Below are 14,734 nucleotides of genomic sequence, written 5' to 3' on the forward strand. Positions count from 1 at the left end.
TATACTACGATCCAAGTTATATTCAGTATGGTGTACAATAGAGTGAAAATAAAAGGTGCCCCGTCAGAGGTGCCTTTTATTAAAAATATACAACTTTTACAAAGTCTGTATCGAAACCATAGTATACTATAGTAGATATATTTATAAAAAATAATCGAAAATGAAATAAAGGGGTAAAAATATGAATTATGTGCTAATAGGTGCGGTTTTAATATTATTAGCTGTAGTATTTGTGCTGTTTTATAAAAATAAACAGTTAGAATCAGAGAGTCAGCAAGTAGAATTTGAAAAGAAACAAGCGATTGAAACGTATAAAAATGAAATTGCAGCTACGGTGATAGAGCATACAGAACAACAAAATAATTTGAAAAATATGGAACAGAAAAAATACAATGATTTACAAGTAAGTGCAAATAGAGAAATTGAAAATATGCGTATGATGAAAAATCAATTAGCTGTGCAGCATAGTAAAGAACGTAGTGAAATACAAAATAAACATAATAATGAAATACATATGTTTCAAAAATTAATTGCAAATTTACGAGAATATACTAAAAACGGCGCTGAAATGAATACGTACGAAACATTACATTATATGAAGCGAGGATTCATAGAGCAAGGCATCATATTAGATGCTGAAATTCAAATCATGCCGAATGTTTTTATTAAAAATAATAGTGAAATAAACGATAATCGAATCCATCATCTCATCTTGTGCAAAACTGGTATTTATCTACTTGAGACGAAAGAATGGGAAGAGAAATTAGTTCATGGTTTAACGAAAGAAAATGCTGGTATATATTCATTTATGATTGATGAAATGGGTAAGTATCAACAAGAAGTTGAAAAAGAAGAGACATTTGAATATATAGTAGGTAAAGATTCGTCAACTATACAAGTGAAAAATGAAGGGAATCCAGTATATAAGGCGAAGAAACTATCTCAAATTTTATACAATTGTTTGAAAGAAATGCAGACTAATAGTATAAAAGAAAAGGTAAAACCAGTTGTATATTTTTATAATGAAAATGGAAAAGAAATAATAGATCTTTCTAGTGAGGAAACACCTAGATTAAAAGATCGGGAGCAAATTGTAACGTTCTTCAGAAATGAAATCTTAGCAGGGAAAATAGTATATACAGTGCAAGAATTAGAACAGATTCGAGAAATGATTAGCAGGATGAATTATATAGTGAGTTAAAAGGGGGGATCTTTCTGAGCGCTATGCTACGTGGCATTTTGTATGTCTATTTTTGTTTGTATATAGTAATGTACATTCTATTTATATTCGTCATCGATATGATCCATATGCCCTTAAGTGTAAGGAGCATTTTTGTAGTATTCATACCATTTGTTTTATTAGTCATGGTTCAAAGGGTTATTTTATATGCTTCTAAAAATCGTAATGAAGAAAAGAAGCAAATGTCTGGGGTTTTAATAGTAGCACTCATACCATTAATAGTATGCACTGTACAACTAAGTGTAAATGAATATACGTCAAAGTTTAATCAAAATAGATGGTTAAATCATGCAGAGAAACGGATACATATGGTAGATGATCTATTACAAAAATATAAATTAATAGGGAAATCAAATGAAGAAATTACACAATTGTTAGGCGCTTCAACGGACACGAGAAGTGGGGAAGAAGGAGTTATCACTTTGTATTATCTTGGGACTGAACGTGGCTTTATTCCAATAGATAGCGAACAGCTTGTTTTCCAATTTGATAGAGATGGAAAAGTCATGGAATATACGGTGCATAAAGATTAAAGAAATGTAGAGGGAAGCTATATGTTATAGCTTCTTTTTTATTTTTCAATATGTCACGGAAGGGGGAGAAGGTTTTTGAGTGGAATAAGGAATGAAAGCGGAGGTGATGCATATATATAGATGCATTGGGTGATTATTAGTCCGATTGGTGAGGGGTAATAATTAATAAGTACGGAAAAAACCCCCACTGATTAAAGTTTCATTTTATCATATTGTATAAATGAAAAGGAGGTAAGACGGTGAAAGCAATCCCGACTGATGTCCTGAGTAAAGAATTGATGGAAAGAGAAGGAGTTATCTCTATTACAGTAAAGGAATTTGAAAAGATAGAAGTAGCTGGAGTGGTGGTCGCTGGTCCAGCAGTTATTTTGATTAATCAAGATTAAGTACATATCATTGAAATAAAAAGCATCCGTCTAGGATGCTTTTTATTTGTATGTAAGGATAAATATGATGGATAATTGTGTTACTGGAGGGAAAGTCTGTGGCAATTATTATAACAATGTTAGTAATGGGTATTTTATTAGGATTTGTTGGAGCTGGAGGAGCTGGATTTATTATCGCGATACTCACTTTGGTATTCCAAATTCCTATTCATGTTGCTCTTGCAACATCTTTAACTGCAATGGCATTTACGACATTATCAGGTGTTGTAAGTCATTACCGTGAAGGCAATGTTGCACTTATTATAGGTGGGATTGTTGGGGGATTTGGCGCAATTGGCTCTTATATTGGTTCTAAATTTGGTTCACTTATACCAGCACATCTTCTTCATTGGTTTACAGCTGGGATGTTATTTTTATCGGCAATTTTTATGTTTATTAAATTAATTATGTTCCAAAAAAAAGAACAGTCGTCTTTATATAAACATAAAGAGTTTTCCGTGAAATACTTGTTGAAATGTGTATGCCTTGGATTAGTTACTGGAATGATGGCTGGTTCATTTGGGATTGGTTCTGCACCGTTTATTCAACTTGGATTAATGGTTCTATTGGGACTTACGATTCAGCAATCTGTAGGGACAACAATGCTTGTTATATTACCGATTGCAATTGGAGGCGGGCTAGGATATAGTTCGGAAGGATATTTAGATTATATATTGTTATTGCAAGTATTGATTGGGACCATGTTAGGGGCATACATTGGTGCGAAGTTTACAAATTATGCACCGCGAACGCTTTTGAGGTTTTCGATGATTATGACACCGGTTTTAGCTGGATGTATGCTATTGATGGAATAAAGTGAAATTATAATCAGCAGGGGGTTACTGCCTACAAATAGCGGGATAAAATTAATATAGCAAACTATTAATATATTTTACGAATGAATTATATAGGTAATTCATATTTCCCATATAAAAGGATTTGTTTTAATATTATGAGTGTAAAGTTCGAGTATTCGAAGTACTACTTGAATTATATCCCTATCCCTTTTCTAAAAATGCGAACAAGTTTTGCCCTATTCTATTCAATAGTTAATTGCATAGAAATATATTGTTCGATGACCATTATGGAACGTACATAATGGGAAAATCCCGATCCTTAAAGAGGATGCCCCTAATCTTCATGTGAAAATATGATCGGATATGAAAGCTGACCAATTTATGGTCAGCTTTCTTTTTGTTCGAAAATTATTTCTTCTTTAATTTCTGTTTGCAATAATACAGTTTTTCCGAAGCGACGTTTGCATTCCGCGCGCACTTTTTCAAGGGCTAGTAGCTGAGTAGTGGCGGGAACTGTGACAATAGCTTGGCGAGGTTTTCGATTTTCTTCACAAAAGACACATTCCACAACATAATTAGAAATCATATTTTCATCCTTCCAGTTTTAATTTCTAAGAAGGGATTGTCTATGAAGTTGATGTAACTTTTCGTCGTTGTTTTATTATTTTCCTCTTTTTTTCAAGGGGAAAATAATAAAGAAGGCGAATTTTAGTAGGGGAGGGATGTTTATGGAGAGATGGATAGGTAGTGCAGCGGTATGTGTAAATGAAAAAAATGAAGTTTTAATGGTATTGCAGGGCAAAGAGGGAGAAGAAAAAAGGTGGTCTGTCCCAAGTGGAGGACTTGAAAAGGGAGAGACACTAGAAGAATGTTGTATCAGGGAAGTTTGGGAAGAAACGGGTTACAATGTGGAAGTTGTAAATAAAATATATGAAAAAGAGGGTATTACATACGGAATTCCAGTGTATGTCCATTATTATTTTGTTAAACAAATAGGCGGTAATATGAAAATCCAAGATCCTGATGAGTTAATACATGAAATTGCTTGGAAAGGGATATATGAAGTTGAACAATTGTGTTTAGCTTTTCCAGAGGATTATGAATTGCTGTGCCAATATATAAATAAAGAAGCAAGTATGTAAATACTTGCTTCTTTAATGTATCCAAGACAAGAAAAGCGGAACGATAACCAAACTAGCGCCTGCTGTTAAAAGCATGGATAAACTTGCAATTGTTCCTTCCACAGGACCGATTTCGAATGCTTTTGATGTACCGGTTCCATTTGCGCTCGTTCCTAACATAATACCTTTTGCGATTGCTGTTTTAATACGGCAAATACGTATGAGAGAAGGACCGAGCAATGCTCCTGTTAAGGCAGTTAAAACGACAAATACAGCAGTTAATTGTGACATACCACCAATCATTTCTGAAATAGCCATTGCGATTGGTGTTGTTACGATATGTGGCGCTAAACTATGTTCTAGTGATGAATCAATTTGAAAATAATTTGCTAGTAGTGCTGAAGTAATGACTGATAAAAACGAACCGACAATGACATTAAGTAAGATAGCCATTCCATGTTTCTTTAATAAATCAAAGTATTTATAGATTGGCCATGCAAAAGCAACTGTTGCGGGTTTTAATAATTCAGTTAACCAGTGACCACCAGATTCATATGTTTCATAAGGTGTATCTAATCCGAGCAATAAAGCAATTAAAATAATGGGACAGACGAGAAGAGGAGAAAGTAGACTCCAATTCCAGCGTTGATACATTTTTTTTGATATCCAATATGTGAATAGTGTTAATAGTAAACAAAGAAATCCGATCATTGCGTTGATCCTTTCCGCTTTAGTAGCAATTCTGTTAAAAGTCCTGTAACTAAGGTAACGCAAAGAGTGCTAATCATAATAATTAAAATGAGATCGATTCCATATTGTGTTAGTGTATCTCTGTAACGTATGACAGCGACTGCAGAAGGGATGAAAAATAAAATAAGTTCTTTTAATAAAAAATCTGCTCCGTCCTGTATCCATTCTTTTTTAACTAGGTTAAATTTTAATGAAATTAATAATAAAAAAATACCGATTATACTTCCTGGAACTGGGAGGTGTGCCTGTTTTGCAATCCATTCACCTGTCCAAGCGAAACAAAATAGTAACAAAATTTGTCCGCTTAACTTCCACCATTTCATACAGTAACCACCTCTTTCTTTTTTTACATAAAAATTGTAAAAAAGAATTAACAATTTCTACTATACGTTCATTCAAAATATTTGTCTAATATATAAATTATATGTTATTAATATATTAGACATATTAATCGAAAGTGAAAAGGGTGTCCAAAAATGGAATTACGGCATTTGCAATATTTTGTTGTTGTGGCAGAAGAGTTACACTTTGGACGGGCGGCTGCTCGTTTACAAATGACACAGCCACCACTTAGTCAACAAATACAGCAATTAGAAAAAGAAATGGGAGTTACATTATTTTCAAGAACGAAAAGAAAGGTTGAACTAACAGAAGCAGGAGAAATGTTTTTAAAAGAAGTAAAAAAAGCGTTTGAACAAATTGAAAAAGCAGTAGAAGTTGCACAAAGTGCGCAAAGGGGAGAAGTGGGATCACTTTCAATTGGTTTTGTAGGTGCAGCGATATACGATATTTTACCATCAATTGTTAGGGAATATAGAAAGAAATTTCCGAGAGTGTCTGTTGCATTACATGAATTGTCAACACCAGATCAAGTTCATGCACTTCATGATAACCGTATTGATATTGGCTTTTTACGTCCGCCAATTCCAACACAATTATTAGAATTAGAGCCAATTCAAAGGTTATCTTGCACCTTATGTTTACCAAAGGCACATCCGCTTGCAGAGAAAGATGAAATACATATAGAAGATTTACGAGATGAGCCGTTTGTATTTATTACGAGACCAGTATGGCCAGCTTTATATGATACAATTTTATCTCTTTGCAGAGAAGTTGGATTTAGTCCGCGTATTGTACAAGAAGCAACAGAGTATCAAACAGTTATGGGGCTTGTAGCAGCAGGAATTGGAATTACAGTAATACCCGTGTCGGCAAATAAGTTATATAAAACAGAAGTTGTATATAAAGAGTTATATGATTCTAATTTTGTTGCAGAAATGTCAGTGGCTTACAAAAAAATGAATAGTAATCCAGAGCTACTAGAGTTTTTAAAAATTGCAAGAGAGAAGAAAAGAATAGAAGTAGAAGATGAGTAATAGTAGTAACAGAAAATGGATTTAATTCAGATTCATAAAAGTACACCTTATTAAACAATAAAGCGGAAATGCAACTTAAGTTGCATTTCCGCTTTATTGTTCTTTTTTTAGCTCGATACTAAATAGATAAACGTGTTCATTTTCTTTTAAGAGTAGATCAATGCCTGTTTCTTCATCAATGATAGGAACGATTACAGTTTCTTTACTGGTTTGGATTACAGCAGCTAAAATCGTTTTTTGATTGTATTTTAAATTTTTTATAGATTGGATTGTAGTAGTTGCAGAGCTATTTACGATTGGTGGCGCTTCTTCAGGAACAAGTGTTGCACCACCATTAATATTAATATACCATTGCCCTTTTTCTGGTACATCTTCATTAAAGTAGGGGTATGGCGATATGAAAGAGAGTTTTATTTTCTTTTCTAGAAAATGTGAGGTAGCAATGTAAGCAATTTCTTTTGTTTTTTTACCATTGTTATAATAATCAATTGTAGCATTTATTTCATCTTTATCATTTTTAAGCGTAATGTTATAAAACATGCTATTTCCTTCTTGAAAAGGAGTCATTTGTAAAATAGAAGCTTGCTCTTTTGTTAATTTGTATGGCTCAACAATGGCAACTTCATTGTTTTTTAGTGGGCTACAACTTGTGAGTAATAATAAAGACAAGATTGATAGTAATTTTATACGCATGCAATCTCCTCCTTTTTACAATTATATTCTAAATGTGATTTTTTTATCATTTCGTTTTCTAGGACTAAAGACTTAGAAGAAATTCCGATTGTAGTGCGATGTTTAAAATGTCATATTTTTATACACTAGTAGTATAGAATGCGTATGTAATAAGGTAGGGGAAGAATTTTATGTCTTTATGTCGGCTAGCGAGAAAAAATATTAGAACATTTGCTACCAAAAGGATGAAGCAATTTATTTGGATTGCTATGAGTACTATGATTTTGTTTTTTATGATATCGTTACAATTTAATGAAGGAGCCATTTGGAAAGTAGGGGATACATTTGTATTTCAAATGTATTTTTACACGCTGTTTATTGTACTAATTTTCATATGTATTTTTACTACATATCAAATGATGTACTCCCTTTTGCATGTGAGGAGAGAGGAGTTTACATCTTATGTAGCAGAAAATATGAAAAGAAAAGAAGTGCTATGTTTATTATTTCAGGAGCAATTATTCATTTATGGAGCAGCATTTGTTTTCGGATTAATTAATGGGATGCTATTTTTAAAATTATTTACGGTTATCTTTATGAAAATCGCAGGGATACAAGGAGTAAATAGTGCGCCAATTACAATATATGCAATAGTAGTAGTGAGTATAATTATGATTGTTATCCTTCTATTATCGATGGTGCAATGTTTTCGATTTGTTCAAAGTTTACAAGATAAAAATTCGTTGCATTTCAAGAAAAAGGCATGAGAAATCATGCCTTTTTCTTGAAATGCCTTTTGAGAGGACTCCCACCTCTAAACGTAAATGAAGGTGGTGAGGTGAATCGAAAGAAATATTTTATTTTCAAGAAAAACAGAAACGTACGTTCTTTTTTGCTATAATATCCTTAACAAGGAGGTGAATAAAATGACAAAGGAAAATCCATCAAACTATAAAACTCTTCAAATTTGGATTAAAAAAGGGCATCGTATGTATTCTTATTTTCAAGAATGTTGTCATAACGCTAAGAATATGTATAACACCACAAACTTTTATATACGCCAGGTGTACACTGGATTAACACAAGAAAAAGAGTTGCAGCCTTTGCAAAAAGAAGTTCTGGATAATATTCATAAAAATATTGATAAGATGAATGACACACAACTTCTTGCCTATCGGAAGAAATTGAAAAAAGAGAAATTAAAGCCTAAAGAAGAACAGAAAGAGATTACATGTAATTTGTTTTCAGAACCTAATTTTGAAAAACCTTATGTAGATTACAACTTTCTAGATGCACTATTTAAGGCTATGATTCAAAATGATTATCGAGCTTTGCCTACGCAATGTAGCCAGTCAATCATGAAGGGTTTGTTCCAAAATTGGAAATCTTTTTTTGCTAGTTTAAAAGACTATAAAAAGAATCCAAACAAATATGCTGGAACGCCTAGGATTCCAAAGTATATTCGTTCTTCTGAAAAAGAGATTCTGTATACAAACCAAGATTGTATCATTAAAAACGGTAGATTTTTAAAGTTTCCAAAGACGAAATTACAATTAAATATTGGGAAACTAGGTTTCACTGAAGGTAAACTGAAACAAGTTCGTGTGATTCCAAAATACAATGAATATGTAGTGGAATTGGTAATTGATGTTCCTTCTGAACAACAAATGATTGAAGAGAATGCTCGTTATATGAGTATTGATTTAGGGATTGATAACCTTGCAACCATCGTAACAAACACAGGTATGAAACCTGTCCTTGTTAAGGGCAAACATGTCAAAAGCATAAATCAATATTACAACAAAATGAAGAGTCATTTTACAAGCATTCTTAGAAATGGAAAACAAACGAATGAAGGACCTTTTACTTCTAAAAGGATAGAAAAACTTCATCAAAAACGTTACTTGAAAATAAAAGACGTCTTCCATAAAGTTAGTCACCATATCGTAAAACTAGCTCAAGAAGAAGAAGTTTGTAAAATCGTTATTGGTCAAAACAAAAGTTGGAAACAAGAAACGAATATGGGAAAAAGAAATAACCAATCGTTTTGTCATATCCCGCACAATTTACTGATTCAAATGATTACATACAAAGCAAATGCTGTAGGCATTCAAGTTGTTGTAACTGAAGAATCATATACATCGAAAGCAAGTTTTCTGGATAACGACTTCATTCCAACGTATGGAGAAAATGACCAAAATACAACTTTTTCAGGAAAACGAATAGAGCGCGGCATATATCGTTCAGCAAATAAAACTTTAATTAATGCTGATGTAAATGCTGCGGCTAACATTTTACGAAAAGTAATCCCAAATGCATGGACAAATGGGATAGAGGGGTTAGGCGTGAAACAGCTCGCTAATGTGTTAACTCCTCTGACGTTAATCGTCCGTTAGGTCGAAACGTTAGAAACCCCCACTTCAAGCTTTGCTAAGTGGGGGAGTGTTCATTTTACACATAAAAATAATCATGTTACAGTGAAAAGACCTGACAAAGAATGGGAAGGAAAGGTTGTATAGAATGACAAATGAACAATCAATTGTAAAAGTCGATCGGTTAACGAAGCGAATTGGCTCAAAGACACTTGTACAAAATATTAGTTTTGAAGTGAAAAAAGGCGAGGTTGTCGGTTTACTCGGACCAAACGGTGCTGGAAAAACGACTTTAATGAGAATGATGGTTGGTATGATCCGTATGACAGAAGGTGAAGTATGGATTGATGGTCAATCTGTGAAACAGCAATTTGAAAAAACCGCTGCGAAAATTGGGGCGGTAATTGAGACACCCGAATTTTATCCTTTTTTGAGCGGGTATGAAAATTTAACATATTTCGGACGAATGAATGGTAATGTGACCGAAGAACGTATCGATGAAGTAGTGAAATTGTTAGGAATGGGACAAGTAATTAATCGTAAAGTAAAAGCATATTCACTTGGCATGAGACAACGTTTAGGAATCGCTCAGGCGCTTATTCACGATCCGGATGTGTTGGTACTAGATGAACCGACGAATGGATTAGACCCTAGTGGAATACATGAAATGAGAATGTACATAAAAAAAATTGCACATGAACAAGGAAAAGCTGTACTTGTATCGAGTCACTTACTTTCAGAAGTTGAATTAATGTGTGACAGAGTTATCATTATTCAGCACGGGGAATATGTGGCTACGCAAAACATTCAGCATAGTCAAAGTGAAGAGATGGAGACGATCCGTATACGTGTAGATGATGCGAATAAAGCAGCGGAAATGTTAGGGCATGATGTTTTAGTAAAAGATAATGAATTAATTATTAACGTAAAAGATGAAGAAATCCCAAATGTTATTCGTACATTGCTTGAGAAAAACATTCAAGTGTATCGTGTATATGAAGAAAGAAAAACGTTAGAAGAGCAATTTTTAGAATTAACAGGGGGAAAAGATATTGTTTAATTTAGTATATAACGAACTGTATAAAATATTTAAGCGGAAGCGAACGATTATTCCATTTGCGGTTATTGCAGTATTAATAATCGGATTAGGGTGGGTTACGGTAAAGTATTTTGAACCGGAAACAAAAGGATGGAAAGTAGATTATACAGAACGTACTGTAGAAATTGAGAAAAAGCTTGGCATGAAAAAAGAAGCTATTTTAGCAGAAAAATCAGGGGATGAGCTTGTAAAAGAATACCAGCTTAAGATGAAGCATTTAGATACGGATACAGCACCGGCAAGCAGTTCTCCACTTTCTTTCATGAGAGATACAGGTTTTATCGTATTTCCAATTTTGCTCCCATTTATCCTCGTGTATGCAAGTACAATTTTTGCGAATGAATATAGCTGGGGAACATATAAATTTTTAACAATCCGTCCGGCGAGTCGATTTAAAATTTTAACAGCAAAGTTTTTAGCAATCGTTATATTTGCAGCTTTATTGTTTATATTTAATATGATTTTCTCCGCTTTATGTGGACTTGTTATTTATAAATTCCAACAGCCTGCATGGAGTGAGTTTATTTTCCAAGATGGAAATATAATAAAACAAAATATTTTTGTGGAAGCAAGTAAATATTATGTTTTATCGTGGTTACCAACGGTTGTGTATGCATCGTTTGCATTTATGATTTCTGTGTTAACGAGATCTAGTGGAGGTGCAATTGGTATTTCACTATTCCTTGCTTTATCAGGCAATATTGCGTTATTAGCAGCCACTAGATATAACTGGGCGAAATATTTATTGCCAGCAAACACAGATTTATATAGTATTTCAAAGAATGGAAGTTTTATTGATGGAGTAACATTCCCGTTTGCATCATGTATGTTACTACTTTATTTGTTCGTATTTTTATGTATTTCATATACTGTGTTTTTAAAACGTGATTTAACTTAATAAGAAAAGCCGTTCAGGGTGCTGAGATGCACTTTGAACGGCTTTTTTTATGAGAATTGTTTAAGTGCTCTTTCGGCTAGTAAAGCAAAGTATTCGGCACTTATAGGCAGTGCCTCTTCATTAATTGTAAAAGCAGGATGATGCCATTCATGTGTACCGCTCGTTCCCATAAAGACGAATGAACCTGGTATTTCCTGTTGGTAAAATGAAAAATCTTCTCCAGCCATTGACGGACTAGGCGAGATGATATTAAGATTCATCTTTGTGGCAACGTGAGTAGATAAGTCTGTAAGAGCTTTATCGTTGTGAACAGCAGGAGGACCTGAATAAAAACGAAATTCCGTTTTTACACCTAATGCATCAGATACACCTTTAATAATACGCTCCATGAGTGCTGGGATCTTTTCACGTGTTTCAGCTTGGAACGTGCGAATAGTTCCTTCTAACGTAGCTTTTGCAGGAATCACGTTCCACGTATTTCCCGCATGAATATTTGTAACACTAACAACTGCATTATGAGATGAACTTATATTTCGGCTTACAATTGTTTGCAGTGCCATCACAATTTGAGAGGATGCGACAATAGGATCTACGCCAGCATCTGGTACAGCCGCGTGTGTACCAACTCCGTGAATTTCAATTTCAAATCGATCAACTCCGGCCATCAGTGGACCATCTTTAATGCCAATTGTACCTACTGATAAATCAGGTTTATTATGCATGCCGAAAATCGCTTGCACATTACGTAAATGTCCAGCATTAATAACTTTGCAAGCGCCATTACTACTTTCTTCAGCTGGTTGGAATATGAAGCGAACCGTTCCATTTAGGGAAGATTCTCTTTCTTTTAATAAGAAAGCAGTACCTAAAATAGCAGCTGTATGAAAATCGTGTCCACAAGCATGCATTTTCCCTGGTACTTTAGATGCATAGGACAAATGTGTTTCTTCTTGAATAGGAAGGGCATCAATATCAGCACGAACTGCTACAATTGGTCCGTTTTTATTACCAGACACTTCAGCGATAATTCCTGTTTCTAAATTGGAATCAATGATAGTAATGTTTTTTTCTTCTAACCAATTTTTTATTGCTTTTGTTGTTTCGAACTCTTCATATGATAGTTCTGGATACTCATGTAAATGTCGACGGATGGAAATAAGTTTTTCTTTTAGTTGATTTGAAATAGATACCATGTAGTATGCCTTCTTTCTTCAGCAAAATCTTTACTATAAGTATACAACAATAAAAGAGAGGATTTTCAAATGAAAATCCTCTCTCGTTCATGCTGCTATTTTTTTATGCGTATGATGTTTACGATAACGTCCGCGTCCACGCATTGCGTATGCAATTTGCGGGATTGCAATCCCGATTAAAATAAGTGATACACCGAACCATTGTGAAGATAGTACAGCCTCTTTTAAAACGAATACTGACATAATTGTTGTAACCGGTAGTTCCGCTGCACCAAGAATAGTCGCTAAGCCAGAACCGATTTTTGGAATTCCGATTGTAAAGGCAATAGATGGAATTACGATACTAAATGTTCCTAATCCTAAACCGTATTTCCAAAGACCTTGAGAAATGGCACCATTAAAAATAAATGTTGGTGGAAATACAATCATGACTAAAGTTAAAGCACCAGTCATTAAGAGAACACCGCGCGGTAATGAAGGTACTTCAACAGCAACTTTTCCGCTCACGAAAATGTATGTTGCGAATGTAACAGCAGATAATAAACCTAAAATGATTCCAGTCGTATCGAAAGCACCTGCTGATTGTTCTAGTAAACCACTGGATAAAAATGTCCCTACAAGTAAGAAAATAACAGAAATAACTTTTTCTCTTGAAGGTAATGTTTTTGTTGCGACTGCTTCAATGATAATTCCGACCCAAACGAATTGGAATAAAAGAATAATTGCAATAGAAGCTGGTACAGTTTTTAATGAAGCATAATAAAAAATTCCGGTAAAACTTGCAGATGTTCCTGCAACGAATAAAAGTAATGCTTGCTTTAAAGGAACGCGATGTCTAGAAAATAGAAGTGTAATAGCAAGCAAAATAATCCAACCGAACAAATATTGGCTGCCAATTACTTCTCCAAGTGAAAATCCTTCTGCATATGCAAGCTTAACAAAAATAGCTAAAATTCCATAACTACACGCTCCTAATAAAACTAAAAGAGAATAACGAAGCATGAAAAATTCCTCCCATCTATATGAAGTTGTTCCGTATCGAAAATATATAACTAGAGGGAAGTATACAAAATTAGAAATAAAGGGTCAAATGAAAGAAAAGTATGACATTTTATAGAATAATAATAAAAGTATGATATTTATGCATAATCTTGAAATTATTAATAGTAGAAGTATTATAAAATCAACTTTGCATTGTATAGAGACAGCATTTGAAAAAAATATTTTTTAAACCAATATGTAAATAGGCGTACTAGTAGCGTGCTAATTATTTGAGAAACTATGTTACCTTTGTTATGTTAATAACAATTAAAGGAGTTTTATAATCCATTTGAGTTTTTTCTATATAATAGAAGGAAATGAAAACGTTTTATTAGAAACTGTGGGGAAGTGTGGTTTTTCTTATTGCCACGTTGTAAAAGTGATTTCACGAATTGTTCATAGTATTTTTATGTGTTTTTGTTACAATATTTAGGGAGAGGAGTGGAATGATGCAAGATATTAGTATTTTTTTAGCGTTTGGCGCCGGGTTCTTATCATTTATTTCCCCATGTTGCTTACCGCTTTATCCGGCATTTTTATCGTACATAACAGGTATGTCGGTTTCTGAATTGAAAGAAGAAAATGCAATGCTTCGCAAAAGAAGTATGATACATACAGCGTTTTTCTTACTTGGATTTTCAATTATATTTATTGCAATTGGATTTGGTACAAGTTTTATTGGAGGAATCTTTACTGACTATAAAGATTTAATCAGACAGTTAGGTGGTATCTTTATCATCGTGTTCGGCTTAATTATTGTCGGGGTGTTTAAGCCGAAATTTTTAATGCAAGACCGTAAATTTACATTTAAAAATCGTCCAAGTGGCTATTTTGGATCAGTACTAATTGGATTAGCCTTTGCAGCAGGATGGACGCCATGTACCGGACCAATTCTAGTGTCCGTAATTGGATTAGCAGCAACAAACCCAGAATCTGCAATGATTTACATGATTGCTTACATACTTGGATTTGCTATCCCGTTTTTCGTACTGTCATTCTTTATTACGAAAATGTCTTGGATTAAAAGAAATAGTATGGCCTTCATGAAAATCGGAGGATATATTATGATTGTTATGGGTGTCTTCTTATACTTTAACTGGATGACGAAAATTATCGTATATTTCTCAAGTTTATTTGGTGGTTTTACCGGTTTTTAGTATTATTCTGCGAAAATGTTGGAAATACTAACGGAAAAGCATATAATGAAAGTATATTTT

At 33.7% G+C, this 14,734-nt stretch carries 18 protein-coding genes; 12 read left to right on the forward strand and 6 right to left on the reverse strand.

Going from position 1 to position 14,734, the window contains the following annotated elements; all coding sequences use genetic code 11:
• Positions 1 to 181 precede the first annotated feature (181 nt).
• The 4 genes from MR160_RS13755 (at position 182) to MR160_RS13770 (ending at position 3,013) form a co-directional block, all read left to right on the forward strand.
• Positions 182 to 1,201: an NERD domain-containing protein gene (locus MR160_RS13755; RefSeq protein ID WP_001110282.1), complete on the forward strand. Its 1,020-nt coding sequence runs from the start codon at positions 182 to 184 to the stop codon at positions 1,199 to 1,201.
• Positions 1,202 to 1,224: 23 nt separating this feature from the next.
• On the forward strand, positions 1,225 to 1,773 hold the full coding sequence (locus tag MR160_RS13760; protein ID WP_000943748.1) for a hypothetical protein: 549 nt from the start codon (positions 1,225 to 1,227) through the stop codon (positions 1,771 to 1,773).
• 239 nt (positions 1,774 to 2,012) lie between these two features.
• Entirely contained in the window at positions 2,013 to 2,159 is a 147-nt protein-coding gene (locus tag MR160_RS13765) for a BC1881 family protein (RefSeq protein ID WP_000644411.1), read from the forward strand.
• Between the two features lie 98 nt (positions 2,160 to 2,257).
• Entirely contained in the window at positions 2,258 to 3,013 is a 756-nt protein-coding gene (locus tag MR160_RS13770; protein WP_000974664.1) for a sulfite exporter TauE/SafE family protein, read from the forward strand.
• Positions 3,014 to 3,380: 367 nt separating this feature from the next.
• Here the strand turns inward: MR160_RS13770 and MR160_RS13775 are convergent, their stop codons facing one another.
• A complete protein-coding gene (locus MR160_RS13775) occupies positions 3,381 to 3,581 on the reverse strand; it encodes a DUF3903 domain-containing protein (RefSeq protein ID WP_000625226.1) in 201 nt (66 codons plus the stop codon).
• Between the two features lie 142 nt (positions 3,582 to 3,723).
• Here MR160_RS13775 and MR160_RS13780 point away from each other — a divergent pair, with 142 nt between their 5' ends.
• On the forward strand, positions 3,724 to 4,137 hold the full coding sequence (locus MR160_RS13780) for an NUDIX hydrolase (RefSeq protein ID WP_000442974.1): 414 nt from the start codon (positions 3,724 to 3,726) through the stop codon (positions 4,135 to 4,137).
• A gap of 12 nt (positions 4,138 to 4,149) precedes the next feature.
• On the opposite strand, the gene MR160_RS13785 is transcribed toward MR160_RS13780, so the two are convergent.
• Positions 4,150 to 4,827 (reverse strand): LrgB family protein, encoded by a 678-nt coding sequence (locus MR160_RS13785; protein ID WP_000578954.1) that lies wholly within the window; start codon positions 4,825 to 4,827, stop codon positions 4,150 to 4,152.
• The gene (locus MR160_RS13790) at positions 4,824 to 5,189 is read right to left on the reverse strand and encodes a CidA/LrgA family holin-like protein (RefSeq protein WP_000872365.1); all 366 of its coding nucleotides are present in this window, start codon (positions 5,187 to 5,189) and stop codon (positions 4,824 to 4,826) included. The genes MR160_RS13785 and MR160_RS13790 overlap by 4 nt, the downstream gene beginning before the upstream one ends.
• A gap of 153 nt (positions 5,190 to 5,342) precedes the next feature.
• Between MR160_RS13790 and alsR the strand changes: the two genes are divergently transcribed.
• Complete coding sequence (gene alsR, locus MR160_RS13795) at positions 5,343 to 6,242, forward strand: acetoin biosynthesis transcriptional regulator AlsR (RefSeq protein ID WP_000423234.1); 900 nt, start codon at positions 5,343 to 5,345, stop codon at positions 6,240 to 6,242.
• A gap of 93 nt (positions 6,243 to 6,335) precedes the next feature.
• Here alsR and MR160_RS13800 read toward each other — a convergent pair whose 3' ends face one another.
• Positions 6,336 to 6,935, reverse strand: coding sequence for a hypothetical protein (locus tag MR160_RS13800; protein WP_001220622.1), 600 nt, complete (start codon positions 6,933 to 6,935; stop codon positions 6,336 to 6,338).
• Positions 6,936 to 7,105: 170 nt separating this feature from the next.
• On the opposite strand from MR160_RS13800, the gene MR160_RS13805 reads away from it, so the two are divergent.
• The 4 genes from MR160_RS13805 to MR160_RS13820 all read left to right on the forward strand — a co-directional run bounded on the left by MR160_RS13805 (position 7,106) and on the right by MR160_RS13820 (position 11,283).
• On the forward strand, positions 7,106 to 7,681 hold the full coding sequence (locus MR160_RS13805) for an FtsX-like permease family protein (protein ID WP_000050614.1): 576 nt from the start codon (positions 7,106 to 7,108) through the stop codon (positions 7,679 to 7,681).
• A gap of 159 nt (positions 7,682 to 7,840) precedes the next feature.
• Positions 7,841 to 9,310 carry an RNA-guided endonuclease InsQ/TnpB family protein gene (locus tag MR160_RS13810; protein ID WP_000159710.1) on the forward strand — a complete coding sequence of 490 codons (1,470 nt, stop codon included), beginning with the start codon at positions 7,841 to 7,843 and terminating at the stop codon, positions 9,308 to 9,310.
• A gap of 124 nt (positions 9,311 to 9,434) precedes the next feature.
• Entirely contained in the window at positions 9,435 to 10,346 is a 912-nt protein-coding gene (locus tag MR160_RS13815) for an ABC transporter ATP-binding protein (protein ID WP_000180626.1), read from the forward strand.
• A complete protein-coding gene (locus MR160_RS13820) occupies positions 10,339 to 11,283 on the forward strand; it encodes an ABC transporter permease (RefSeq protein ID WP_000482759.1) in 945 nt (314 codons plus the stop codon). The genes MR160_RS13815 and MR160_RS13820 overlap by 8 nt, the downstream gene beginning before the upstream one ends.
• Positions 11,284 to 11,330: 47 nt before the next feature.
• Here the strand turns inward: MR160_RS13820 and MR160_RS13825 are convergent, their stop codons facing one another.
• On the reverse strand, positions 11,331 to 12,476 hold the full coding sequence (locus MR160_RS13825; protein WP_000253664.1) for a M20 peptidase aminoacylase family protein: 1,146 nt from the start codon (positions 12,474 to 12,476) through the stop codon (positions 11,331 to 11,333).
• Between the two features lie 87 nt (positions 12,477 to 12,563).
• Complete coding sequence (locus MR160_RS13830; RefSeq protein ID WP_000947042.1) at positions 12,564 to 13,478, reverse strand: EamA family transporter; 915 nt, start codon at positions 13,476 to 13,478, stop codon at positions 12,564 to 12,566.
• Between the two features lie 322 nt (positions 13,479 to 13,800).
• On the opposite strand from MR160_RS13830, the gene MR160_RS35125 reads away from it, so the two are divergent.
• Both MR160_RS35125 and ccdA read left to right on the forward strand, forming a co-directional pair.
• Positions 13,801 to 13,950 (forward strand): peptidase T, encoded by a 150-nt coding sequence (locus MR160_RS35125; RefSeq protein ID WP_074790237.1) that lies wholly within the window; start codon positions 13,801 to 13,803, stop codon positions 13,948 to 13,950.
• A 16-nt stretch (positions 13,951 to 13,966) separates the two neighbouring features.
• The gene (gene ccdA, locus MR160_RS13835; RefSeq protein ID WP_001152674.1) at positions 13,967 to 14,674 is read left to right on the forward strand and encodes a cytochrome c-type biogenesis protein CcdA; all 708 of its coding nucleotides are present in this window, start codon (positions 13,967 to 13,969) and stop codon (positions 14,672 to 14,674) included.
• The last annotated feature ends 60 nt before the right edge of the window (positions 14,675 to 14,734 follow it).

It is taken from the genome of Bacillus cereus group sp. BfR-BA-01382 (genome assembly GCF_022663475.1).
In the GTDB taxonomy this organism is placed as follows: Bacteria; Bacillota; Bacilli; order Bacillales; family Bacillaceae_G; genus Bacillus_A; species Bacillus_A thuringiensis_S.